This is a genomic window from Desertimonas flava (genome assembly GCF_003426815.1).
Taxonomy (GTDB): Bacteria; Actinomycetota; Acidimicrobiia; order Acidimicrobiales; family Ilumatobacteraceae; genus Desertimonas; species Desertimonas flava.
Genome location: NZ_QKYK01000006.1, coordinates 144726 through 168353, shown reverse-complemented (window position 1 = coordinate 168353; position 23628 = coordinate 144726). Strand labels below are relative to the sequence as shown.

The 23628-nt window shown below is 70.1% G+C and carries 19 protein-coding genes; 13 read left to right on the top strand and 6 right to left on the bottom strand.

The annotated features are described in order from the left end of the window. Positions 1-7 precede the first annotated feature (7 nt). Both DN771_RS09845 and DN771_RS09840 read left to right on the top strand, forming a co-directional pair. A complete protein-coding gene (locus tag DN771_RS09845) occupies positions 8-667 on the top strand; it encodes a TetR/AcrR family transcriptional regulator (protein ID WP_116997184.1) in 660 nt (219 codons plus the stop codon). After that, on the top strand, positions 664-1875 hold the full coding sequence (locus tag DN771_RS09840; protein ID WP_116997183.1) for a thiolase C-terminal domain-containing protein: 1212 nt from the start codon (positions 664-666) through the stop codon (positions 1873-1875). Before DN771_RS09845 ends, DN771_RS09840 begins: the two co-directional genes overlap by 4 nt. A 52-nt stretch (positions 1876-1927) precedes the next feature. Here DN771_RS09840 and DN771_RS09835 read toward each other — a convergent pair whose 3' ends face one another. Next, positions 1928-3124: an aromatic ring-hydroxylating oxygenase subunit alpha gene (locus DN771_RS09835; protein ID WP_205528510.1), complete on the bottom strand. Its 1197-nt coding sequence runs from the start codon at positions 3122-3124 to the stop codon at positions 1928-1930. Between the two features lie 136 nt (positions 3125-3260). On the opposite strand from DN771_RS09835, the gene DN771_RS09830 reads away from it, so the two are divergent. Next, entirely contained in the window at positions 3261-4046 is a 786-nt protein-coding gene (locus DN771_RS09830; protein ID WP_116997182.1) for an SDR family oxidoreductase, read from the top strand. Here the strand turns inward: DN771_RS09830 and DN771_RS09825 are convergent. Beyond that, positions 4000-4701 carry a TetR/AcrR family transcriptional regulator gene (locus DN771_RS09825; RefSeq protein WP_116997181.1) on the bottom strand — a complete coding sequence of 234 codons (702 nt, stop codon included), beginning with the start codon at positions 4699-4701 and terminating at the stop codon, positions 4000-4002. The two genes, DN771_RS09830 and DN771_RS09825, sit on opposite strands and share 47 nt — an antisense overlap. A gap of 140 nt (positions 4702-4841) precedes the next feature. Between DN771_RS09825 and DN771_RS09820 the strand changes: the two genes are divergently transcribed. Next, positions 4842-6365, top strand: a complete 1524-nt coding sequence (locus DN771_RS09820; RefSeq protein WP_116997180.1) for a class I adenylate-forming enzyme family protein — start codon at positions 4842-4844, stop codon at positions 6363-6365. Positions 6366-6424: 59 nt separating this feature from the next. Here the strand turns inward: DN771_RS09820 and DN771_RS09815 are convergent, their stop codons facing one another. Both DN771_RS09815 and DN771_RS09810 read right to left on the bottom strand, forming a co-directional pair. Further along, positions 6425-8143, bottom strand: coding sequence for a SulP family inorganic anion transporter (locus tag DN771_RS09815; protein WP_205528509.1), 1719 nt, complete (start codon positions 8141-8143; stop codon positions 6425-6427). A 61-nt stretch (positions 8144-8204) separates the two neighbouring features. After that, positions 8205-9353, bottom strand: a complete 1149-nt coding sequence (locus tag DN771_RS09810) for a LysM peptidoglycan-binding domain-containing protein (protein ID WP_116997179.1) — start codon at positions 9351-9353, stop codon at positions 8205-8207. Positions 9354-9491: 138 nt separating this feature from the next. Between DN771_RS09810 and DN771_RS09805 the strand changes: the two genes are divergently transcribed. Next, positions 9492-10505 carry an NADP-dependent oxidoreductase gene (locus tag DN771_RS09805; RefSeq protein ID WP_116997178.1) on the top strand — a complete coding sequence of 338 codons (1014 nt, stop codon included), beginning with the start codon at positions 9492-9494 and terminating at the stop codon, positions 10503-10505. 16 nt (positions 10506-10521) lie between these two features. On the opposite strand, the gene DN771_RS09800 is transcribed toward DN771_RS09805, so the two are convergent. Then, positions 10522-11532 (bottom strand): LacI family DNA-binding transcriptional regulator, encoded by a 1011-nt coding sequence (locus DN771_RS09800; protein WP_162941759.1) that lies wholly within the window; start codon positions 11530-11532, stop codon positions 10522-10524. A gap of 117 nt (positions 11533-11649) precedes the next feature. On the opposite strand from DN771_RS09800, the gene DN771_RS29425 reads away from it, so the two are divergent. Continuing rightward, entirely contained in the window at positions 11650-12837 is a 1188-nt protein-coding gene (locus tag DN771_RS29425; protein ID WP_162941758.1) for a mandelate racemase/muconate lactonizing enzyme family protein, read from the top strand. Then, complete coding sequence (locus tag DN771_RS09790) at positions 12834-13562, top strand: VOC family protein (RefSeq protein ID WP_116997176.1); 729 nt, start codon at positions 12834-12836, stop codon at positions 13560-13562. Before DN771_RS29425 ends, DN771_RS09790 begins: the two co-directional genes overlap by 4 nt. Before the next feature lie 5 nt (positions 13563-13567). Here DN771_RS09790 and DN771_RS09785 read toward each other — a convergent pair whose 3' ends face one another. Next, entirely contained in the window at positions 13568-14200 is a 633-nt protein-coding gene (locus tag DN771_RS09785) for a TetR/AcrR family transcriptional regulator (protein ID WP_162941757.1), read from the bottom strand. Positions 14201-14342: 142 nt separating this feature from the next. Between DN771_RS09785 and DN771_RS09780 the strand changes: the two genes are divergently transcribed. Genes DN771_RS09780 through DN771_RS09755 form a run of 6 tightly spaced genes read left to right on the top strand, consistent with a single transcriptional unit; the run spans position 14343 to position 23617 of the window. Continuing rightward, complete coding sequence (locus DN771_RS09780) at positions 14343-15740, top strand: amidase (RefSeq protein WP_116997174.1); 1398 nt, start codon at positions 14343-14345, stop codon at positions 15738-15740. A 2-nt stretch (positions 15741-15742) separates the two neighbouring features. After that, complete coding sequence (locus tag DN771_RS09775; protein WP_162941756.1) at positions 15743-17275, top strand: carboxylesterase/lipase family protein; 1533 nt, start codon at positions 15743-15745, stop codon at positions 17273-17275. Between the two features lie 15 nt (positions 17276-17290). Further along, entirely contained in the window at positions 17291-18847 is a 1557-nt protein-coding gene (locus DN771_RS09770) for an aldehyde dehydrogenase family protein (protein ID WP_162941755.1), read from the top strand. Beyond that, the gene (locus tag DN771_RS09765; RefSeq protein ID WP_162941754.1) at positions 18844-20073 is read left to right on the top strand and encodes an ABC transporter substrate-binding protein; all 1230 of its coding nucleotides are present in this window, start codon (positions 18844-18846) and stop codon (positions 20071-20073) included. Before DN771_RS09770 ends, DN771_RS09765 begins: the two co-directional genes overlap by 4 nt. A 35-nt stretch (positions 20074-20108) precedes the next feature. Next, positions 20109-22916, top strand: coding sequence for a branched-chain amino acid ABC transporter permease/ATP-binding protein (locus DN771_RS09760; protein ID WP_116997170.1), 2808 nt, complete (start codon positions 20109-20111; stop codon positions 22914-22916). Further along, positions 22913-23617: an ABC transporter ATP-binding protein gene (locus tag DN771_RS09755; RefSeq protein ID WP_116997169.1), complete on the top strand. Its 705-nt coding sequence runs from the start codon at positions 22913-22915 to the stop codon at positions 23615-23617. The genes DN771_RS09760 and DN771_RS09755 overlap by 4 nt, the downstream gene beginning before the upstream one ends. Positions 23618-23628 lie beyond the last annotated feature (11 nt).

The window sequence follows — 23628 nt, the reverse complement described above, 5'->3', positions numbered from 1 at the left end:
CGTACCGATGGGACGCCGTCAGCACATCTCCAAGGAAGGTGTCATCGACGCCGCCCTGGCGATCCTCGACGACGAAGGCGTCGCCGGCCTCAGCCTCGAGCGGATCGCCCGGGAGGTCGGCGTGCGCGGCCCGTCGCTCTACTACCACTATCCCGACAAGTCGGCGATCCTCGCCGCCGTCGCTCGCCGTGTGATCGGCGATCTGGACGTCCTGCGCCCCGAGACCGACTGGGAAGCCTGGCTCGTCGACAACGCCTTGGCCTTCCACGACCGGGTGATGGCCCATCCCCACGCGGCGTCCCTGCTGATGGAGCACCTCTCCCCGCGGGCGGTCCTGGTGGGTTTCGGGCGCGGCGCGCAGCTGCTGACGGAAGCGGGGGTCGATCCGGCGATCCACATGCAGCTCATGGAAGGCGTCCAACACCTGGCGTGGGGGTTCACCCTGTATCGGGCCGTTCTCGCGACGAGCGACGTCGACCCCTTCGCCGATCCGGCCGAGCAGTGGCCCGAACTGGGCGAGGCACGGCGCCGTGACCGCTGGCGCGACGGCCGCCAGACACTCGAGCGCTCCGTCCGCTCGTACCTGAGCGGCACGCTCGCCGTGTTGTCCGACGTCGAACCCCGACCGCAGCCCGCATCTCTGTCCGACGAGGAGACCACTCGATGAACGCACCCAGCACCGACACCTCCCCGCGTCCCGCCGGGCCGGCCTCGAGGTTCCGCGGCGCGACCGCCGTCGTCGGCGTCGGCAACACGCCGATGTACCGGCGCGGTACCGCACCGGTCGGCGAGCGAGGCCTCTGCGTGGCTGCGGTGGTCGAGGCATGCCGGCAGGCGGGCCTCGACCCCCGTGACGTGGACGGCTTCGTGTCCTACGGATCGGATCGCAACGCCGGTCCACGGATGATGGCGGCACTCGGCAGCAGGGAGCTGCGGTGGTCGTCGATGGTGTGGGAGGGCGGCGGTGGAGGTATCGCCGCCGCGGTCGGGATGGCGGCCAGCGCGATCATCGCCGGACAGGCCGAGACGATCGCCTTCGTCCGTGGTCTCGCCGAGCGCGACGGCGGGCGCCTGCGCGACGACGTGTCGAAGGGGCACTTCAGCCTGCAGTACCTCGTCAACGGGATTCAGTCACCGGCTCAGATCTGTGCCCTGCGGACGCAACGCCTGTTGGCCGAGGGCGTGCCGCGTTCGACGATGTACGCCGTCGCCGCAGCGTCGTACCATCACGCACGCACCAATCCGCGCGCGTTCGGGAGGCACGTGGAGTTCGACAACGACCTCTACGAACAGTCCCGATGGGTGTCCGAACCGCTCCACCTGTTCGACTGCTCGCGTGAGAACGACGGGGCGATCGCCCTGATCATCACGTCGGCCGAGCGAGCGGCCGATCTGGTCGCGCGCCCGGCGTACGTGCTCGCGGCGCCTCACGGCGCGGCGGCCCGGTGGGGTGGCGAGGTGGAGGAGAGCGGCGAGCCCTACTGGTCGGCCGGATTCGAGTCCGTGGCGCGTCGGCTCTGGGCGGAATCCGGCTACGGGCCCGACGACGTCGACGTGGTGCAGGTGTACGAGAACTTCACCGGACCGGCCGTCGCCTCGCTGATCGACCACGGCTTCTGCACGCTCGAGACGGCGGCCAAGGTGCTCACGTTCGACAACCTCATCACGCCCACCGGCTCGCTGCCGATCAACACCGCAGGGGGCAATCTCGCCGAGGGGTTCGTCCACGGCATGGCCGGCGCGGCCGAAGCGGTCCGTCAGATCATCGGCGGCTCACCGAACCCGGTGCCCGGAGCCGAGCTGTCGTTGCTCGCTGGTGGGCCGGGCGCCCCGCTGGTGTCGTCGGCGCTGTTCGGTTCGGCCGCCACGCTCTGACGGGCGCCGCCGACGATGGGCAGCCCCCGCGTCCATCCGTCGGCGGCGCCGTTCAGGAGACGGAGTCGCGGAGCTTGGCCACCTCGCGGTGGAACGCCTGGTTGAGCAGCTCGTTGCGGCCGAGGATGGTCGGCGACTTCGCCGCGCTCCCGTAGGCCTGCTGGATCCCGCGCAGGATCGGGAAGTCTTCGCCGGCGAGCACGGTCTGGAGGATGTACCAGTTCTTGTCCCACTTCTTGCGCCACGCCTCCTCATCGAGCCCGGTGCGTTCGCGAGGCGGCACGAGCAGCCGCATCTCCATGCGAGATCGGCCGGGGTCGTCGGAGATCGGGTAGAAGTTGAGCACCTGGAAGTTGTCGGGGAGCTGGAGCAGCGTCGTGTTGGGGCCGATGAAGTGGGTGAGCATCACGTGTTCCACCATCGACTCGCCCGCCTCCGGGTCCCGCTCGAGCCACGCGTCGAGCGACTTGCGCGGCGAGATGAAGCGGGCGTGACTGCCGTAGTCCTCCACGACGTAGGTGTTCGTGTGGATCAGCTTGCCGGCCGAGTTCGGGTGGGCGAACTTGATGTGATAGCCGTCGAGGAAGGCATCGTGCATGATCTTCCAGTTGGTCGGTTCGTCGAACACGCCGTGCTCATAGCACTCGAGGCCCTCGATGCCGTACGAGGCGAGGAACCCGTCGTGCTCGGGGCCGAGGTGGGCGGCCACGTCGATCGTGGCATCGGGATCGTCGACCACCCAGATGAACCCGTGGCGCTCCTCGCAGGGGAGTTGGACGAGACCCAGCTTCGCGACGTCGACGTCGCCGAAGGAGTCGGCGTACGTCAGGTTGCGCAGGCTGCCCTCGAGGTCGTAGGACCATCCGTGGTACGCGCAGCTGAACACCCGGCAGTGGCCCGACTCCTCGGCGACGAGCGTCGCCCCGCGATGCCGGCACATGTTGACGAACGTGCGGACCGAGCCGTCACCCAGGCGGATGATGATCGCCTCGTTGCGTGGCAGACGCTTGGTGATGAAGTCGTGAGGCTTGGGCAGTTCGGACCGGTGGGCGGCGATGAACGGCACCTGCCCGAAGACCCCGGCCCGTTCACGGCGGGCGATCTCGGGGTCGGTGAAGATCGCCGGCTCGAGGTGCATCACGTCGGCGCATTGGTCGGTGGTGCCGTTGCGCAGGTGGGTGAGGAGCGCCGAGACCATCTCCCGGGGCGCCGTCAGGGTGTACGGCTTCTCCAGCGTCACGTCGCTCATCGATTCCTCCGCTTCTCGTTCCCCACGACGACGTCCGGGTGGGACGGCGTTTCCGAATAACACTAGATTACTGAGATCGATCGGTCGGCGTCAACGGCGAGCCGCCGCGCCCGGCCCTTGACGATGTGGAGGACGTGTGGACCGTCGACGTGAGGTAGCGCTGGTCACGGGAGGGGCCCGCGGGATCGGGGTGGCGATCTGCCGTCGTCTCGCGGCCGAGGGGCACCCCGTGGTGATCAACTATGCGAGGAGCGCCGCCGCCGCCGACTCCCTCGTCGAGGAGATCGAGTCGGCCGGTGGCCGGGCGATCGCCGTCCAGGCCGACGTCGCCGATCAGCAGGCGGTCGACGCGATGTTCGGCGCGGCCGCCGAGCGCCTCGGTCCGCCGACGATCGTGGTGAACAACGCCGGACTCTCGGTGCTCGGCGCAGTCATCAAGCTCGATCCTGTCGACTGGGACCGGTGCATCGCCGTCAATCTCAGCGGGGCCTTCTACTGCGCGCACGCAGCCCTGCCTGCCATGTACGAACGGGGCTGGGGTCGCATCGTCTTCCTCGGGAGTCCCGGCGGCGGTCGGTCGATCTCGCCCGGGACGGGCGCCTACGCCGCGGCGAAGGCCGGTCTCGTCGGGCTCACGAGGGCACTTGCCATCGAGACCGCCCGTCGCGGCATCACGGTCAACACCGTGGTCCCCGGCTATGTGGCGACCGACATGACGCGGGAGGCGGGTGAGGGGGCGATCGCCCACATGGAGTCGACCTGGCCGTCGGTGCCGCCCGAGGCGGTGGCGTCGGTCGTCGCCTACCTGACTTCGACGGAGGCGGCGTACGTGTCGGGTGAGGACGTCGCCGCGTGGCTCGGCGGGCCGGCGCCGATCAGGATCGAGCGCGCTGCGTCGCCGCCGGGCGGGCCGGCCGCTTGACGGCCTTGGTCCGGGACGACCGCGTCTTGCGCGGCTCGCCAGGGTTTCCGGCCCGGCCGTCGATGACGCCCTGCATGAACGCCCGAAGCGACGCTTCGACCATCGCTTCGTCGCTCCAGCGACTCTCCCGGACGGCAGTCGAGAGCTCCGGCCAGCGCAGCTCGACCGACGCCGACCTGATGCGCCGATCCTCGTGCGACGCCGCCATCGCTCGCTGCAGGGCCCAGCCCCAAATCAGCTTCTCGCAGCCCTCCATCAGCAGGACCTGCACGGACGGGTCGACCCCGGCCTTGGTGAGCAAGTGCGCGGCGCGGCCGAAGCCGGGCACCGCCGACGCGTCGGGCATGAACTGCATCAGGATGACCGCAGCTTGCGGGTGCTCGAGCACGCGCCGATACAAGATCAACGACGTGTCGACCAGCCACTGCTGCCAATCGTCGCCGGGGCGATCCATGTCGAGATCGCCGAGCACGAGCCGGGCGACCTCGGTGAGGATCGCGGCCTTGTCGGCGAAGTGGTGGTACAGCGACGGGCCCCGGACTCCGAGCTCGGATCCGATGCGCTCGATGCTCACCGCGTCGAGGCCTTCCTCGTCGATCAGTCGTAAGGTGACCTCGGCGACGCGCTCCTTCGTGATCACCGCTGGTCGACCCATCGCGGCGCGACTCTACCGGAGGTGCCGCACGAGTTGTCGGAGCGGGGGCTTGTCCGACTCCGACGAATAGACTAACGTCCCTAGAATATTCGGGGTCCGGGGGGAACCGGCTCGACGAACTCGCCTGCCGAGGAGGACAGATGGCCGAACTGATCACCGACGCGCTGGACTGGTGGACGCGTGCGCTGCCCGACCGCGTCGCCCTCGACGTCGAGGGCACCGAGCTCACGTATCGCGACCTCGGTGCGTGGTCGGATCGTGTCGCTCGTGGGCTCATCGACGAGCACGGCATCTCCATCGGTGACGTCGTGGCGATCGCCGGGTACAACTCGCTCGAGTGGTGTGTCGCGGCGATCGGGGTGATGAAGGCCGGCGCCATCGTCACGCCCGTGAACTTCAGGTACACGGTGAGCGAGGTCGAGTACCTCGCTCGGGACTGCACGCCGGCGGCCGTCGTCGCCGACGAGACCGAAGCGGTCAAGTTCGCCGAGCTCGCCGCGCGCGGCATCGACATCCCGGTCGTGCCGACCTCTTGGATCCGGGCCCGGCAGCACGGCGATCCGGTTGCCGTCGACATCGACGTCGACCCTCGTGAGCCGGTCATCCTCGCCTACACCAGCGGAACGACCGGCCAGCCGAAGGGGCTCGTCTACACCAACGAGACGGTGCTGGCCGGGCTGTTCGAGCTGATCCTCAAGGACCCGACCCCGCCGGAAGCCACGAACATGCTGTTCATGTTGCCGCTGTTCAGCGTGGCCGGCATCGTCCACGCTCTCAGCCACATGATGGCGCGGGGCGGCAAGACGGTGATCATGCGCGACTTCGACCCCGCCGCCGCCCTCGACTTGATGGTGCGTCACCGCATCAGCCACACCAACGGCGTCCCGGTGATCTACGAGCGCATCGCCGCGCTGCCCGACTTCGCCGATCACGATCTTTCGCACCTCGTCGTCGCCCAGGTCGGCGGGGCCCGCGTGTCGGACGAGCTGCTCGCCGCCTTCCACCGCGTCGGCGTCGCCCTGCGCCACATGTACGGCATGACCGAGGTCGGAGGGTGCGGCACCGTGCCGCGTCCGGCCGATGCCCTGGCCCACCCCGAGCTGTGCGGCGACGGATCGATCTTCACCGAGGTGCGCACGATGCGCCCGGACGGGACGTTCTGCGACCCCGGCGAGCAAGGGGAGATCGTCATGCGAGGCCCGGCGATGATGGCTCGCTACTGGAACAACGAGGAGGCCACCGCGGCGGCCATCGTCGATGGCTGGTTGCACTCGGGCGACATCGGCATCATCGACGAACGCGGGTACCTGCGTTACGTCGACCGGCTCAAGGACCTCATCATCTCGGGCGGCTTCAACGTCTCGCCGAGCGAGGTCGAGGCCGTGATCGGCTCGGTTCCCGGGGTCAGCGAGGTCGCCGTCATCGCCGTCCAGGACCAGCAGTGGGGTGAGACGCCGGCGGCCATCGTCTACTCCGATTCCGGCTTCGACGAACAAGCCGTCCGCGACAAGGCCGCCGCCGAGCTCGCCGTGTTCAAGGTGCCGCGCTACGTGGTGCGGTCGGCGTCACCGCTGCCGCGCATGGCCAGCGGCAAGATCGCCAAGCGCCAGCTCCGCGAGGAGTACGCCGACCTGCCGCAACGCCAAGCCACCGTCGGCGGCTGACAGACCGGCGGGTTCGGTCCGACGGGCGTCCCGACGACCGGGGGCTCGGCGGAGGACCGTCACTCATCCCGCCGTCGATAGGCGTGAACGGCGCTGTTGATCGTCGGGAAGACCCGAAGGACACCGGCCGGCTCGGTGAGACCGCCACGCTGGAGCCGGTCGAGCACCCCTTCGTTGGCGCGGGCCACGGCGATCACCCGCACTCCCATGCTCGCCACGCGCTGGAGGAACTCTGCGAGCACGTCGACCGCCGTTGCGTCGATCGCCCCGACGCCCTCGAAGTCCAGGACCAGCCAATCCTCGTCGCCAGGGTTGCTGGCGACGGCCTCCTCGACCCGTTCGCGGAAGTGCTCGGCGTTGACGAAGAACAGCGGGGCATCGAAGCGGTAGACGAGCAAGCCCGGTTCGGGGACCGCGTCGGGATAGGCCCGGGCATCCACCCAGCCGTCGAGGCCGGGATAGTCGCCGAGCACGGCGTCGTGCGGGCGGGCGATCCGATGGAGGGCGACGAGGATCGACAGCGACACGGCGACGAGCACCCCGACGAGGACGTCGAACACGATCACGCCGAGGGCCGTGACGACGGCCAGCGCGAACTCGATACGGCTCACCGTCCAGAGCGCGAGATAGCCGGGGAGGTCGATGATGGCGATCGCCGCCGAGACGATCACGGCGGCGAGCGCGGCACGAGGGATCTCCGCCAGCAGCGGGCGCAGCGTCAGCAGACTCGCCACGACGAATGCCGATGCCACGATCGACACGAGCTGGGTCTTGCTGCCGAGCGAGGCCGGCACGGCGGTGCGGCTGGCGCTGGAGGACACCGGGAACCCTCGCGAGACGCCAGCGGCGAGGTTGATCATCCCGAGCGCGAACAGCTCCTGGTTGGCATCGATGCGGTAGCCGTGGCGGGCGGCCACGGAGCGGGCCGTGAGCACGTTGTCGCTGTAGCCGACGAGCGCGACACCGGCTGCGACCGGCAGCAGCTCGACCAGGTCGTCGGACGAGACGGTGGGCCAGCGGGGGACGGGCAGGCCGCCGGGGATCGCGCCGATCACGGCGATGCCGTGCTCGTCCAAGCCGAACGCCATGACGATGGCGGTGGCGGCGACGACGCCGGCCAGGGCGCCGGGCACGCGAGGCGCCCTCCGCTTGAGGGCGAGGATCGCGGCGAGCGTCCCGGCGCCGAGCAGCAACGTACCGGCGTGCACCTCGTCGAGGTTGGTCAGCAGGTCGCGGAACCGGGGGAAGAACGAGCCGCTGGTGATGTCGACGCCGGTGAAGGCGGCGAGCTGGCTGCTGAGCAGTGTCAGCCCGACGCCGGTGATGTAGCCGACCAGCACCGGCTTGGACAGCGCCGAGGCGAGGAAGCCGAGGCGGGCAACCCCGGCGACGATGCAGATCGCCGCGACGACGATGGCGAGGGCGGCCATCAGCTCGACGTAGCGATCGGTGTCGCCGCCGGCGATCGCCCCGACGCCGGTGGCAGCGAGGATCGCCGTGCCCGGTTCGGGCCCGACGCCGAGGTGGCGGCTGGTGCCGAGGAGGGCGTAGACGACCAGCGCGGCGATGACGGCGTAGAACCCGAACTGCGGCGGGAGCCCCGCCAGCTCGGCGTAGGCCATGCACTGCGGTATGAGCATCGCGCCCACGGTCAGGCCCGCCACGAGGTCGCTGCGCAGCCAGCCGATTCGGTACTCCCGGAGCACGGCGAGGCCGGGGAGGCCGGGGAGGACGGCGCTCAGCGGTGATCGGACCTCGCTCGCCGGCTGCGCCTCCACGGCATGAGGTTTAGCGCGCCCGCGCGCGTCCCAGGATCATCGGTCGGGCGCGCCGACCCGGTCACGGGTCGGGGAGGAAGCCCCCCTGCGTGGTGACGGTGAGGCCGATCGTGCCCTCTGACCACACCGGGCCGGTGGCGCCGCTGAGGCCGAGCCAGGCCACGAGCTCGTCGTGGGAGTCGACCGGCAGCCGCGCGCATCCCTTGCTGGCCGGCTCGGGCGGCACGTTGTTGGCGCCGTGGATGGCCTGGCCGTTGCTGAAGTAGATCGGCTTGTACATGTTGCCGTTCAACGGGTTGTCGTATGCCGACGGGAACTCCGAGCTGTCGTGCCAGCCGCCGTTGTCGATCGCCGGGTCGAACCGGAAGGCCCGGGCGGTGCTGACGACGCGCGTCTCGAAGCCGTCCTGCCCGGTCGAGGTCGGGAAGACGAATCGCACCCCGGATGATCCTTCGCCGGCGATCAGGACCTGGCACGTCATGTCGAGCAGGATCCAGCGGTTGCTGCCACTCGGCGCGCCCGGAGGGACGGGCACCGACGTCATCGCCAGCAGCTTGGCCTCCTCCTCGCTGCCGATCGCCATGTCGCTGCGGCTGATGGGCAGGCCGAGGAAAACCCGGGCCGCGCAGAGCTGTTGACGCGTGAGTCGCCCGGAGATGCCGTCGACGGACAGCGGCTTCATTCCGAACGGGCCGAAGAGATCGTTGAGCTTCTGCTGCTGGGCCATGATCCCGGCCGGGTCGGCATCGGGGATCAGCGTGGTGGGGGGACGGAGGCGGCTGGCTCCGTTGAGGTCGTTGACGCCGTTGGCGACGCACACGTCGAGCACGTCGCCGGGCTGGAGCGTGTGGCCGTCGCCGATGGAGTTCTCGGCCTGGAGGTCGCGCATCCCGGCGCCGACGATGTCGCTGAGCAGGCTGATCGAATCGCCGGGCTGCACGACCCGGGCACAGTCCGGGTTGAAGACACCGGGGGGAATGGGCGGCAGCGTCGTGGTGGGCGCAGCCGTCGTGGTCGGCGCAGCCGTCGTGGTGGGCGCAGCGGTCGTCGGCGGGGCCGCCGTGGTTGCGGGAGCGACAGAGGGAGCAACGGTGGACGGCGGTGCCGGCGGCGGGTTGGTCGGCGGCGCAATGGCTCCGACACTGGACGATCCGACGACGATTCCCGCCGCGCACGCGGCCGCAGCGAACAAGGAGTGGGGCGTCTTCACGGGCCGGGAGGGTAACGCCCGGAGTTGGCGAAACGGCCCTGCTCTCCTGAGAGGTGGGAAGGTCGGTCTTCCGTCCAGGCGAGCCGTGCCGCGGTTCGGCTGGATGGCGTGACGACCTCGTTGGTAACGTTTCCAGACATGCGGTTCGCAGCGCCTGACAACCAGCGCGTCATCCTCGCCGAACGTCCGGTGGGTCCCCTCGCCGACCATCACTTCATGATCGAGGACGTGGCGACCACACCGCCGCATGACGGCGACGTCGTCTGCCGGACGTGGTGGCTCTCCATCGACGCTGCTGCGCGTACGTGGATGCAGGGTCGGACCTACCGGGAGCGCCTGGAGGTGGGGGACGTCATCCCCGGTGCCGCCGTCGCCGAAGTGGTGGTGAGCCGTGCGGACCACGTGCCGGCCGGCACGATCGTGCGGTGCGATTCCGGTTGGCAGCGGTACGCGACGTTGCCGGGCTCGGCCGTTCGCCCCGTCGATGACGCCGTGCCGATCACGCGCCACCTCAGCGTCCTCGACGTGACGGGCCACACGGCCTACTTCGGATTGTTCGACGTCGGCGCACTCCGGCCAGGGGAGACGGTCGTGGTCTCGGCGGCCGCCGGGGCAACCGGGTCGCTCGTCGGACAGTTGGCGCGGATCGCCGGCGCCCGGATCATCGGGATCGTCGGGTCGGACGACAAGGGGGCACTGCTCGTCGAGCGCCTGGGCTTCGACGGCTTCGTCAACCGTCACGCGTCCGACCTCCGATCCGCCCTGAGGACCGCCTGCCCCGACGGGGCCGACGTGTACTTCGACAACGTCGGAGGGCCGATCCTCGCCACGATGCTCCGTGCGATGAACCTGCGCGGCCGAATCGTCTGCTGCGGGGCCGCCTCGCAATATGACAAGGAGACTCCCGACCCGGGTCCGGCCGGCGTGCCCGGTCTGCTGGTGACGAAGCGCCTCCGGATGGAAGGTTTCATCGTCTTCGACTACGCCCACCGGTTCGACGAGGCGAACGCCGCCCTCCGGCGATGGCTGGACGACGGCTCGCTGGTCGCCGTCGAGGACATCGTCGAGGGACTGGCGTCCGCACCGGGTGCCCTGATCGGGTTGCTCGCGGGCTCCAACGTCGGCAAGCGCCTCGTGCGGGTCGCCGACTGAGCCGACGGTCCTGGGTCTACCGGCCCCCGGTGCGACGTGGCACGACGCTGGGCCGGTGGACGTAATCGGTCGGCAGCGTGATGGTGCGCGCTGCGCCCCCGCCCAGGCGCTCGACGAGAAGCTCGGCCGCGGTGCGTCCGAGGGCCCCGAGATCGCGGGTGATCACCGCGATCGGAGGGTCGTGAAGCTCGGCGAGAGGGAGGTCGTCACACGTCACGAGTGACACGTCGGTGCCGACCGAGATCCGGTGCCGACGCATCGACCTCAACGCACCGACGAGGAGCTGGTTGCCGCCGAGGATGATCGCCGTCGGAGGATCGTGTGCGGTGAGGAGGTCGTCAGCCGCCGCCTCGCCGTGGGCGATCGTCATCGAGCCGCCGACGACGACCGCGCCGTCACCGAGGTCGTGCGCAGCGGCGGCCTTCTCGAACGCTCGTTGCCGCTCGCGGGACGGCCGCATCGGGTTGCCGACGACCAGGGCGATCCGGTGGTGGCCGCACGAGACGAGATCGTCGACTGCGGCGCGCACGCCGACGGCATGGTCGGACCACACCGCGCTGGCGGCGAGGTCGGGCGGGAGACGCCGATCGATGACCACCCGTGGCACGTCGAGCGCCCGCAGCGCAGCCAGGGTGCGAGCGTGCCGTTCGCTGGCGAGCGACAGCAGCACGCCGTCGACCCGTCGCTGCTCGAAGATCCCCACGTTGTGGGCGTCCAGGTTCGGATCGCCCTCGGAGTTCGTGAGCAGTGTCGCATAGCCGTTCGCCGCCAGCACCCGTTCCGCTCCGAGGGCGATCTCGGCCATGAGCGGGTTGGAGATGTCGCCGACGATGAACCCGATCGAGCGAGTCGTGTCGGTGCGGAAGCTCCGTGCGATGAGGTTGGTGCGGTAACCGAGCCGGTCGGCTGCTTCCAGAACACGCTGGCGCAACTCCTCGCGCACATTGGGATGGCCGCTCAACACGCGGGACACCGACGAGATGGCGACTCCGGCTTCGCGGGCCACGTCGCGCACGGTCGTTCGCATCGCTCGTCGTCTCCTGGATCTCGGTGGGTGAATTCGGCGTACGGCTTGCGCCGGCGCGGTCGTGCACTGTACGGTCTTGGAAACGTATCCAAGAAACGTTTCCAAGGAGGACCGTTCGTGACCCGTTCGATCGCCGAGATTCGCGTCCATGCGATCTCCGTCCCGCTGTGCCGCTCGTACTGGATGTCGCTCGAGCCGTACACCCGGGCCGCCGAGGTGCTCGTCGAGGTCACGACGGACGACGGGCTCGTCGGCATCGGCCAGATTCACGGACGGCCTCAGGATCAGATCATCGGCCTCCTGCGGGACTGCGTCGGACCGATGTTGATCGGCTCCGACCCAGCGGCCACCGAGGCGATCTGGGAGCAGATCTTCCGCCTGACGTACAGCAGAGGGTCGGCCGTGTTCGCCGCCAGCGACGGCCAACCGCACTTCGGGGCCGGCGTCAAGCCCCAGTTGATGGCGGCCCTCGCCGGCGTCGACATCGCGTTGTGGGATCTCAAGGCCCAGGCCGCCGGGCAGCCGCTGTATCGGTACCTGGGAGGAACCGAGCCGTCGGTCGCCGCCTACGCAAGCGGCGGCTACTACGGCCCGGACGGCGAACCGGCCATCGATCTGCTCGTGGAGGAGATGACCGAGTACGCCGGCCAAGGGTACGACGCCGTGAAGATGAAGGTCGGAGGCGTCGCCTTGGACGACGACATCCGCCGGGTCGCGGCCGTCCGTGATGCGCTTCCGGACGTCGGGCTGATGCTCGACGCCAATTCCGCCTACGACGTGCCCGGTGGGATCGCCGCGGCCAAGGCGTTCGAGGCGTTCGACATCCGTTGGCTCGAGGAACCGGTCGCCTGGTTCGACCCGGTCCACGGGACGGCGCAGGTCGCAACGTCGACCACGATTCCCATCGCCAGTGGCGAGCAGGAGCTCCATCGGTGGTCCTGTCGCGACCTCGTCGAACACGGCGGCATCCGCATCCTCCAGTTCGACTGCACGCGCGCCGGCGGCGTGACCGACTGGTTGAAGGTGGCTGCACACGCCTCGGCCCACGGCGTGCTCATGGCCCCACACCACGATCCGCAGCTCCACGGGCATCTTCTCGCCGCGGCCCCCAACGGCCATGTCCAGGAGGTGTTCCCGAACAGCGACCGGGATCCGCTCTGGGCTCACCTCTTCAGCCGGCGCCCGCACGTGGAGAAGGGATGGCTCCAGCTGACGGAGCAGCCCGGGCTCGGTGTGGAGCTCGATCGTGACATCCTCGAGCGATTCTCCACCGCGCCGCCCGTCGTGATCGAGGCTGCAGGATGACCGTCTCGAAGACTCGCGTGCGTCACGTCGTGCTGTGCACGTCGGATCTCGACGCGGTCGAACGCCGGCTGACGGACCTTCTCGGGGTGGCCGTGACCCAGCGAGACGACTTCGCCGAGGAGTTCGGGCTCCGCAACGCCGTCCTCGCTGTCGGGGACACCTTCATCGAGGTGTGCGAGCCAGTCGTCGACTCGGCGCCAGCGGCTCGCTTCCTCCTCGCCCAGGGGGGCGACGCCGGCTACATGGTCTGCATCCAGGTCGATGATCTCCCGGCCGCTGCCGAGCGAGCCGCGGCAGCCGACGTGCGAACGGTGTACGCGTTCGATGACCGCTCGCTCAACGGCGCGTCGGCGTCGGCGCGTCATCTTCACCCAGGCGACACGGGCGGCACCTTCTTCACCCTGGAGCATCCCCAGCCGCCACAGGCCTGGCCGTACGCGGGTGAGGCGTGGCATCTCCACCGCCGCGAGCAGGTGGTGGGCGGCATCGTCGGCGTCGAGATCGCCGCTCGGAACGCGCGCCGGGTGGCCGAGCGAATCGCAGGTATCGCCGGAGTCGGCGTCGGACGCGATGGACACGTGGCGGTCGACGGCGCAACGATCCGCTTCACGGAGTCCGGTGGCGAATCGCCGGACCGCCTCACGGCGATCGATCTGGAAGCGACGGACCGTGAACGCGTCGGCGAGGTGTACGTCGTCGCCCGGACGAGGATCCAGCTGGTGTGACTCCGTCAACGATCGTCGTCGGATGCCGGTTCGAGCAACAGGCCGTACCGAACGAGCGCGCTGAGGTCCTCGGCGAGGTCGAAGAAGCTGCGGCCGGTCGCGCGCAGCACGTCGGGCCGAGCGAGACGTTCCAGCGCGGCGTCGATGATCTCGCCCACGACCAGCGGATCGACGGGACGGACGCGGCCGGTCGCCATGCCGGCGCGCAGCACGTCGGCGAGCATCGTGATCGCGAAGTGGTAGTGATCGCCGAACAGTCGGTGGGCTGCGGGGTGGGCTGCCACGTCGTCGGCGAACCGCAGCGACGTCGGCCGGAGACCCGAACGGATGAGGTAGGCGTCGATCTTGTCTCCCGGATCGTCGGCAGCCGCCATGTGCTCACGCGCGATCGCTCCCGTCCGCCGCAGGCGGCGGTCGATCACCAGCAGCACCAGGTCGTCCTTCGTCGGCGCCAGCTCGTAGAGCGTTCGGCGCGAGCAACGCAGGCGGCGCGCCAGCTCGCCGACCGTCAGGTGAGCGAAGCCCTCGGCGACGATGATCGCCTCGAGGTCGTCGAGAACCTCGCGCTGACGGGGCGTCAGCTGTTCGGAGGGCGGTCCGAGACGGGGCGGGGGTGGCTGATCGATCGGCGCAGTCATGGAGGTGGCACGCACATCGGCGCGTCCACTCATGGTACCAATATGGGTCAATCAGTACCGGGGCGATCGTGTGACGGGGCCTCGTCCCGGCGAGATCGGTCCGCTCGTCCCGGGGTGATCGGAAGAATCAGGAGGGCTCAGGATGGACGTTCGTGACATACGGCTGGCCGACCTCAGTCGGCTGATCCGGCGGCGCGAGCTGGCGGCGGCCGATCTGGTGGAACACGCGCTCCGGCGGCTCGAGGAGGTGAACTCCCAGGTGAACGCGTTCGTCGACTGGGACGGCGACCGAGCACTCGCCGAGGCGCGCACCATCGACGAGCGACTCGTACGCGGCGACCACGTCGGTCCGCTCGCCGGGATCCCGATCGGGGTGAAGGATCTCGAGGACGCTGCCGGGTTCCGCACGACCCACGGGTCGGCGCTGGAGGCCGACGCGCCCCCCGCCACGGCCGACAGCCTGCAGGTCGCCCGCCTCCGCGCCGCTGGGTGCGTCGTCATCGGAAAGACGAACGCGCCGGAGTACGGGCACAAGGCGGTGACGGACAACCGCGTGTTCGGCCCGACCCGAAACCCCTGGTCGCTCGACCACAGCGCCGGCGGGTCGTCGGGTGGCTCGGCGGCGGCGATCGCCAGTGGGATCGTCCCCCTCGCGACCGGGTCGGACGGCGGCGGATCGATCCGCATCCCGGCCGCCCTGTGCGGGCTCTCGGCGCTCAAGCCACAGCAGGGGCGTGTGCCGATCCCCGGCCCGGCGGCCCCCGGTACCGGGCTGATGACCGTGGATGGTCCGATGGCCTGCCGTGCGGCCGACGTGGCCTACGTCCTCGACACGGTCGCGGGTCCCCATCCGTGCGACCCGTTCTCCCTGCCACGCCAGGCGACGTCGTGGCACGACCACGTCGTCACAGCGCCTGCGCCGCCCCGGGTCGGATGGTCGCCCGACCTCGGGTTCGCCGAGGTCGACGCCGAGGTGATGAAGGTGTGCGAGTCTGCCGTCGCGGCGCTGGCCGCCGCAGGCTGTGACGTGATCGAGGTCGACGGCCCCTTCGCGGAGGACCCGTCGCTCGACTTCTTCCGCATCTGGACGGTGTCGCGTCGCAAGGTGCTCGGGCATCACGAGGGAACGCCCGAGTGGGATGAGATCGACCCGACCCTGAGAACCCTGATCACGTTGGGCAAGGACGTCACCGCGGTCGAGCACGCCCGGACGCTCGACGCCTGCTACCACGTCAACGCCTCGCTCGCCGAGGTCTTCGCCCGCGTCCCGATACTCCTCTGCCCTGTCAACGCGGGTCTGACCCCTCGCATCGGAGCCGACGGAACGGTCAACGGCACGCCGGACCCGTACTGGACCCGGTTCCCTGGCCTCTTCAACATGTCGCGCCACCCTGCCGGCACCGTGTGTGCCGGCTTCAGCGCCGAGGGCCTGCCGATCGGCATCCAGGTGGTCGCGCCCCACTTCGACGAAGCCGGGGCGCTCGCGACGATGGCGCACCTGGAGCGCGTCCTCGGCCTCGGATTGGTGGCCCCGCTGTGAGGGTGACGACCAGTGGTGGAGCCCTCCGTGGAACGCCGACGCGGCGCGCCGGCTGCTCCGGGGTCCATGCCTTCTACGGCGTTCCGTTCGCCGCCGCGCCCGTCGGAGCCGGCCGCTTCGCGAGCCCGGTCCCCCCGGCGCCGTGGTCCGGCGTCCGCGACGCCTCGGCCCTTGGGGTCGTTGTTCCCCAGAACCCGGTACCGGCGCCGCTCGATCGCGTCTTCCAGCCTCGCGGTGCGCAGGGCGGCGACTGCCTCAACCTCAATGTGTGGACGCCGGACGCGGGAGCGTCACTGCCGGTCCTGGTGTGGATTCACGGTGGCGGATTCCAGGTCGGCTCGGGCAACGAGGACCTCTACGACGGCTCTCGCTTCGCCCGTGACGGCGTCGTGTGCGTCACCATCAACTACCGCCTCGGCGCCGAGGGATTCCTCCACGTCGGCGACGACACGCCGGGCTCGGGGAACTACGGCACGCTCGATCAGATCGCGGCCCTGAGGTGGGTGTCGGACAACATCGCAGCGTTCGGCGGGGACCCGGCGCGGGTCACGATCGCCGGGGAGTCGTCGGGGGCGATGTCGGTCGCCGCCCTGCTCGCCGCTCCCGGTGCCCGCGGCCTCTTTCGGGGTGCGATCCTCCAGAGCGGCGCCGGGCACAACGGCCTCGCGGGATCGGCCGCAGCTCATGTGGCGGCCGAGGTCCGGCGACGGCTCGGAGTCGGTCAAGGCCTCGACGCCCTTCGCGCCGTACCGGTCGACCGTGTGCTCCAGGTGCAGGGCGAGGTGGCGGCGGAGGTGGCCACGTCGAGCGACCGCGAGCGCTGGGGGCCGGTGATCGATCGACCGTGGACGATCCCGTTCCAGCCGGTCGTCGGCGGCGACGTCGTTCCCGACCTGCCCATCGACGCGGTCCGCCGGGGACGCGTCGCCGACATCCCTCTCCTCGTCGGTTACTGCGCCGAGGAGTACCGCTTGCACCTCGGCGCCGCCAGCGAGTTCTTCACCGTCGACGAGGACGTCGTCGCGGCCCTGTACGGGGCGGTGTTCGGGGACCACGCCTCGGCGGCTCGCGCGCTGTACGCCGAGACGGCTGGCGCCGATCCGACGAGCCTCGTCGCGGCGATCCAGACCGACCGGCAGTATCGCGTGCCGGCGATCCGCCTCGCGGCCGCCCAGGCCGCGGTGGGCGGCCGGGCGTGGCTGTACCGACACGCTCGCCGGTCGAGCGCGTTCGGTGGAACGATCGGAGCGGGACACGCCACCGAGCTGCCGTACGTCTTCGACTTGCTCGACGACGACACCTCCGCCCTGCTCGCCGGTGTCGATGCTCCTCAGCAGCTCGCCGACGTGATGCACGCCGCCTGGGTGCGGTTCGTCTCTGACGGCGATCCCTCGGGACCGTCATTGACCTGGCCGATGGTCGACGCGACGTGTCCGACGATGGTGTTCGACGACTCGTCCGGAGTCGCGTACGCCCCCGACGCGGCAACGCTGCGGTGGTACGACGACCTCCCCGAGCGGCTGCTCGGGGTCTGAGCGGAGATGCAGGACATGGATCGAGCCGCACCAGACGCCGGATCGGCGCCGACCGTTCGACGTGTCTCGAGCGTCGAGGTCGGCGGGTCGGTGGCGCTGGTCGTCGCCGGGCAGGACACGCTCGGAACGGCAGGGACGTTCGACGTGACGTTTCCATACGACTCGACGGTGGTGGCCACTGTCGGCGCAGCCTCGGCTGCCCAGATGAACTCCGCCATCGCAGGCGCGGCGGCCGCGGCGGGGCCGCTGTCGGCCGCGGCGCCGTTCGAACGGGCCGACGTGCTGCGTGCCGTCGCCGAGGCCATCGAACGCGACGCCGTCGATCTCGCTGCCGGAGTGACGCTGGAGACGGGCAAGCCGATCACCGAGGCGGAGGTGGAAGTACGGCGCGCCGCCACGACGATGCGGCTCGCCGCAGAAGAGGCGACTCGGATCGGCGGGACGGTGGAGCCGATCGACGCCGTGGCGGGAGGTGAGGGGCGGTGGGCCGAGGCCCGCTGGTTCCCGCTCGGTCCGGTCGCCGCGATCACACCCTTCAACTCGCCGTTGAACCTGGTGGCCCACAAGATCGGCGCGGCGATCGCCGCCGGCAATCCGATCATCGTGAAGCCGGCCCCGGCGACACCGCTCAGCGCTCTCTCGCTCGGACGGCTCACCGTGGCCTCCCTCGACGACCACCGGCTACCGGCTGCTGCGGTCAGCGTGCTGCCGTGTGGCGACGACGTCGCGGATCGCCTCGTCACCGATCGCCGCATCAAGACGTTCCAGTTCACCGGCTCGACCGGCGTCGGGTGGCAGCTGGCGTCACGCGCGGTGCTCACCTCGAAGCGGCTGCTGCTCGAGCTCGGAGGCAACGGGGCGACGATCGTCCACCGCGACGCCGACGTCGCCCATGCCGCGGCGCGTTGTTCGATCGGTGGCTTCCTGCTCGCCGGGCAGGTGTGCGCCTCGGTCCAGCGCATCCTCGTGCACCGCGACGTGGCCGACACGTTTCTGTCGGCCCTCGTCGGCCAGGTCCGCACTCACGTGCTCGGCGACCCCCGCGACCGGCGCACCACACTCGGGCCGATGATCAACGCGGCGGCCGCGTCTCGTGCCGAGCGCTGGGTGGCGGACGCCGTCGCGGCGGGGGCGGAACTCCTGGTCGGTGGACCGGTTCGCGGAACGCTGTTCCCGGCGACCGTCCTCACGGGAACCGACACGACCATGCAGGTCGCGTGCGAGGAGGTGTTCGCCCCCGTCGTCACCGTCGAACGCTACGACGACTTCGACGAGGCGATCGCCGAGGCCGACCGGCCCGGATCCGGGCTTCAGGTCGGCCTGTTCACCAGCGATCTCACACTCGTGCGGCGCCTGTACTCGGCGGCGCACGTCGGCAGCGTGATCGTCAACGACGTCAACAGCTGGCGCGTCGATCCGATGCCGTTCGGCGGATGGGGGACCTCCGGATACGGCCGGGAGGGACTCCGTCGAGAGATCCGCCAGCAGATGGACGAGCGCCTGCTGGTCCAGACCATTCCACCACGGCCGGCAACGTCGGGCGCGGTCCCGACGAGAGGGGATCAGTCATGAATCATCGAGCGCATCCAGGATGGTCGGGGCCTTGCCACGTCGCCGTCGCCTCGGCCGTCTTGGCCGCCGCGGCGATGGCGGCCTCCGGTCACACCATCGCGTCGCCGCCCCCGGCGGTGAAGATCGGCTTCCACAACATGGAGGGTGGGGCCGTGTCGCTTCCAGAGTTGCGGCTGGGCTTCGAGGCAGCCGTGCAGTACGTGAACGACCAGCTCGGCGGCGTGGGCGGTCGGCCGATCGAGGTCGTCGTCTGCAACACCGATGGCTCGCCCGAGTCGTCGATCAACTGCGCCAACCGATTCGTCGAGGAATCGGTCGTGCTCGCCGTGCAGGGTGTCGACGCCGGTGCCGACGCGGCACTGCCGATCCTCACCGACGCCGGCATCGTCGAAACCGGCAAGAACGCGTTCGGGCCGCAACAGCAGATCGACATCGGCCATTCGTACTTCACGGGCGGCGCTCTCCAGGCCTTCGCAATCGCCGCGTTGAGCACGTTCAAGGACGAAGGCGCCGAGCGGGCCACGCTGTTCTTCAACGACATCCCCAGTTCCCACGACTTCGTCAGCGACGTCATCGAGCCGGTCGCCGAGAGCATCGGGGTCGACGTGAACGCGGTCTACTTCGCGCCCGGAGCGGCCGACTGGTCGGCGGTGGTCGCCGCGGCCCTCTCCGACGACCCACAGGCAGTGGGGTCCACCGGGCTGGCCGATCCCGACTGCATCGCCATGATCGACGCCCTCCGAGCCGCGGGGTACGACGGGCTCGTGTACGCCTCGCAGTGCACCGAATTCATCGAAACGCTCGGTCCGGAGGCGGCCGACGGCGTGCTCATGACCGCCGACCTGTTCGCCCCGTCTCTGGTCGGCGACATCGGCGGGCGAGCGGGCGACGAGTTGGCGATCTACCTCGAGGCGATGGCTGCTGCTGGAGTGGACGAGATCGTCACCAATGGTTTCAACGCCCAGGGGTGGTTCGGCGTCGGTATCGACGTGCACTCGATCCTGTCGACGATCGACGGTGACATCGACGCGGCGAGCGTGGCTGCGGCCTTCGCGTCGGCGAAGGTCGACCGCTTCATGGGTGGGTCGATCGACTGCACGACGCCGGCGTGGCCGGGTGAGACGGCCTGCAGTCGCGATGTGGTCGTGTACACGGTGAGTGAGGGAGCCATCACCCTGCACAGCGACGGCATGATCGACATCACGCCGTACCTGCCGGAGGGCTGACCACCGTGGTCACTCGGACGGGGATCTGAGGGCTCATGGATCAGGTGTTGCTCTTCGCGGCGATCGGGCTCGGCTCTGGTGTCCTCTACGCGGCGATCGCTCTCGGCATCGTTGTCGGCTATCAGGGCAGTGGCGTCGTGAACTTCGCCGCCGGGGCGATGGGCGCGTTCGCGGCGTACGAGTACGACGAGTTGCGCCGGACCGGTGACCTCGTGCTTCCCGTGGTCATCGTCCCCGAGCGCGTGTCGCTCGGGGACGCCGTCCCGACCATTCCAGCACTCGTGCTGGCGGTCGCTGTCGCCGCGCTCATCGGAGCACTCGCCCACGTCCTGGTGTTCGATCCGCTTCGCCGCGCCCCGGTGCTGGCGAAGGTCGTCGGCTCCGTGGGGCTGATGCTGACGATCCAGGCGCTCGTGGTACTCCACTTCTCGTCGAACGCGCGCAGGGTCGAGCCGATCGTGCCGGCCGAGGCAGTGCGGATCGCCGGCCAGGCGGTGCCGCGCGACCGCCTCTGGCTGGCCGCGGGGGTGCTGGCCGTCGCCGCGGTCTTGACGCTCCTCTTCCGGACTCGTATCGGCCTGGCGATCCGTGCCGGTGCGCACAGCGAGCACGCGGTCGGCCTCGCCGGGTACTCGCCGCGCCGCCTGGCGGCGACGGCCTGGATCGTGGCGTCGTCCGTGGTGGGCTTCCTGGCGGTACTCGTCAGCCCGACCACGATCCTCACGCCGTCGCAGTTCGGTCTGGCGGTGGTCCCCGCTCTCGCCGCGGCTCTGATCGGGCGGTTCAGCAGACTCTGGGTGACGGCGGTGGCCGGGCTGTCGATCGGTGCCGTGCAGTCGGTCCTGCAGTTCTGGACGACGCGTTCATGGTGGCCAGGGTGGGGGCGCAGCGGCGCGGTCGACGCCCTGCCGTTCCTGATCGTGGTCGCCGCACTGTTCGCCGTCGGGCACCGGGTCCCGTTGCGCGGTTCGGCTCCCGCCGATCCCCTCCCCGAGGTGCGTCGCCGCGGATCACGCCCGTTCGGTACGTTGCTCGCGGTGGCCATCACGGGCGCAGTCGGCCTGGTCGTGACGAGTGGCGGCTACCGCTTCGGTGTGGTGACGAGCATGATCTTCGCGGTCATCGCCCTGTCGCTGGTCGTGCTGACCGGACTCGTCGGTCAGATCTCGCTCGCCCAGGCCGCCTTCGCCGGCACCGGGGGCTTCGTGCTCGCCAAGGTCGGACCGTCTCTCCCCTTCCCGGTGGCGCCGTTGGCGGCCGCCCTCGCCGCAGGCGCGCTCGGTGCGGTCGTCGGGCTCCCGGCGCTGCGGATCCGGGGCGCCCAGCTCGCCGTCGTCACCTTGGCCATGGCCGTGGCCATCGAGCAGTTCGTGTTCCGCAACCCCTCGATCACGACGGCTCACGGCAACCGCGTCGACGGCCCGACGCTGCTCGGTCTCGACCTGTCCGTCCGATCGGGCACCAATGTGGCCCGTCTCCAGTTCGGCGTCATGGTTCTCGTGGTGCTGCTCGCCGCGTGCTGGCTCGTCGGGAATCTGACGCGTAGCGGGATCGGACGACGGTTCCTCGCCGTGCGTTCCAACGAACGAGCTGCGGCAGCCGCCGGGGTCGACGTCGCCCGGACCAAGGTGCTGGCGTTCAGCATCGCGTCGTTCCTCGCCGGACTCGGTGGCGCGCTCCTCGGGTACAGCCGCAACCAGTTGTCTGCCGACTCGTTCACCGCCACCGTCGGCATCTCGGTGCTGGCCTTCGCCTACCTCGGCGGCATCACGAGCGTCGGTGGCGCAGTCCTCGCCGGTCTGTTCGTTCCGCTCGGCGTCACGTTCGTGGTGCTCGACCGGTGGTTCGATCTCTCTGTCGAGACCTACTCACTGCTCGGTGGCATCGGCCTCGTGACGACGGCGATCTTCAATCCCGTCGGAATCGCCCAGGCGACCGCCGACGCCCTGCGCCGGGTGACGCGACATGGTCGCCCGGTCTCCGAAAGTCCGCTCGAGCCGGTCGTCGCGGTCCCCGCGATGTCGGCGTCGGCCGCCCGAGCGCTCCCGGTGCCGTCTCGACGTGAGGTCGGGTGCGTCGTCTTCGACGTCGCCTCGCTCAGCGTCACCTATGGCGGCGTCGTCGCCGTGGATCGTGTGGATCTCACCGTCCACGCCGGTGAGATCGTCGGCCTGATCGGTCCCAACGGCGCCGGCAAGACCACCTTCATCGATGCCGTCACCGGGTTCGTGCCCGCCGGCGGTGCCGTGAGGCTCCGCGGTCGGGACATCTCCGCCCTGCCGCCGCACCGCCGGGCGGCGGCCGGGCTCATCCGCACGTGGCAGTCCGTCGAGCTCTTCGACGACCTCGACGTGATCGAGAACCTGCAGGTCGCCGGCGAGCGAGCCGACTGGAAGCACCTCGCCCTCGGTGTGCTGTTCCCGCGCCGCCGATCAGAGGTGCGCCACGAGGATCGAGTCCTGGCCCAGCTGGGTCTGTCCCACGCCGCGACACGCCGGCCGCTCGAGCTGTCGCTCGGGCAGCAGAAGCTGGTCGGCGTGGCTCGCGCTCTCGCCGCCGATCCGGCGGTCCTGCTCCTCGACGAACCGGCGGCCGGGTTGGACACCGCGGAGAGCGCCGAACTGGGCGATCGTCTACGCGACATCGCCGCAACCGGGCCCGCCATCCTCCTCGTCGATCACGACATGAGCCTCGTTCTCGACGTGTGCGATCGCGTGTACGTGCTCGACTTCGGCAAGATGATCGCATCTGGTCCTCCGACCGAGATCCGCTCGTCTTCGCGGGTCGTCGAGGCATACCTCGGTGGTGGCGACGCCCGAGTGGCGGCGGTGGCCGGCTCGTGACCGACCCGGTGATCTCGGTGCGCGGACTCGTCGCCGGCTACGCAGGCGTCGCGGTCGTGCGCGGCCTCGACCTCACCGTCGGCGCCGGGGAGGTCGTCGCACTGCTCGGTCCGAACGGCGCCGGCAAGACGACGACGCTGATGACGATCGCCGGAGCGGTGCCCGCGATCGCCGGGGAGATCGACGTACTCGGTGAGCCGGCGGTCGGACGGCCGAGCCACGTGTTGGCGCGCCGGGGTCTGTCGCTGCTACCACAAGACCGCGGTCTCTTCCCCCAGCTCACGGTGGGGGACAATCTCCGCTTGCGCCATCGCCGTGGCAGCAAGGTCGCCATCGCCTCGGTCCTCGAGTTGTTCCCCGCGCTGCGAGGCCTGCTCACCCGTCGCGCCGGCCTGCTGTCGGGCGGTGAGCAGCAGATGCTCGCGCTCGCCGGCCAGATCGTCAGCGGGCCACGCGTCGTGCTGATCGACGAGTTGAGCATGGGTCTGGCGCCCGTCGTCGTCGACGCCATCCTCCCGATCGTGCGGCGTATCACTGACGAACTGGGTATCGGCGTCCTCCTGGTCGAGCAGCACGTCGCCGCGGCCCTCGAGATCGCCGATCGTGCGGTCGTTCTCGTCCGCGGTCGCGTGGTCTTGGACGGTGATGCCGGCCAGTTGGGGGACGACCGGTCACTGCTCGAGTCGGCGTACCTCTCGTAGGGTTCGACGCA

Coding starts and splice junctions, on each gene's coding strand:
- DN771_RS09845 (WP_116997184.1), top strand. CDS start 8: ATGGGACGCCGTCAGCACATCTCCAAGGAAGGTGTCATCGACGCCGCC.
- DN771_RS09840 (WP_116997183.1), top strand. CDS start 664: ATGAACGCACCCAGCACCGACACCTCCCCGCGTCCCGCCGGGCCGGCC.
- DN771_RS09835 (WP_205528510.1), bottom strand. CDS start 3,124: ATGAGCGACGTGACGCTGGAGAAGCCGTACACCCTGACGGCGCCCCGG.
- DN771_RS09825 (WP_116997181.1), bottom strand. CDS start 4,701: ATGGGTCGACCAGCGGTGATCACGAAGGAGCGCGTCGCCGAGGTCACC.
- DN771_RS09820 (WP_116997180.1), top strand. CDS start 4,842: ATGGCCGAACTGATCACCGACGCGCTGGACTGGTGGACGCGTGCGCTG.
- DN771_RS09805 (WP_116997178.1), top strand. CDS start 9,492: ATGCGGTTCGCAGCGCCTGACAACCAGCGCGTCATCCTCGCCGAACGT.
- DN771_RS09800 (WP_162941759.1), bottom strand. CDS start 11,532: ATGCGAACGACCGTGCGCGACGTGGCCCGCGAAGCCGGAGTCGCCATC.
- DN771_RS09790 (WP_116997176.1), top strand. CDS start 12,834: ATGACCGTCTCGAAGACTCGCGTGCGTCACGTCGTGCTGTGCACGTCG.
- DN771_RS09785 (WP_162941757.1), bottom strand. CDS start 14,200: ATGACTGCGCCGATCGATCAGCCACCCCCGCCCCGTCTCGGACCGCCC.
- DN771_RS09780 (WP_116997174.1), top strand. CDS start 14,343: ATGGACGTTCGTGACATACGGCTGGCCGACCTCAGTCGGCTGATCCGG.
- DN771_RS09770 (WP_162941755.1), top strand. CDS start 17,291: ATGGATCGAGCCGCACCAGACGCCGGATCGGCGCCGACCGTTCGACGT.
- DN771_RS09765 (WP_162941754.1), top strand. CDS start 18,844: ATGAATCATCGAGCGCATCCAGGATGGTCGGGGCCTTGCCACGTCGCC.
- DN771_RS09760 (WP_116997170.1), top strand. CDS start 20,109: ATGGATCAGGTGTTGCTCTTCGCGGCGATCGGGCTCGGCTCTGGTGTC.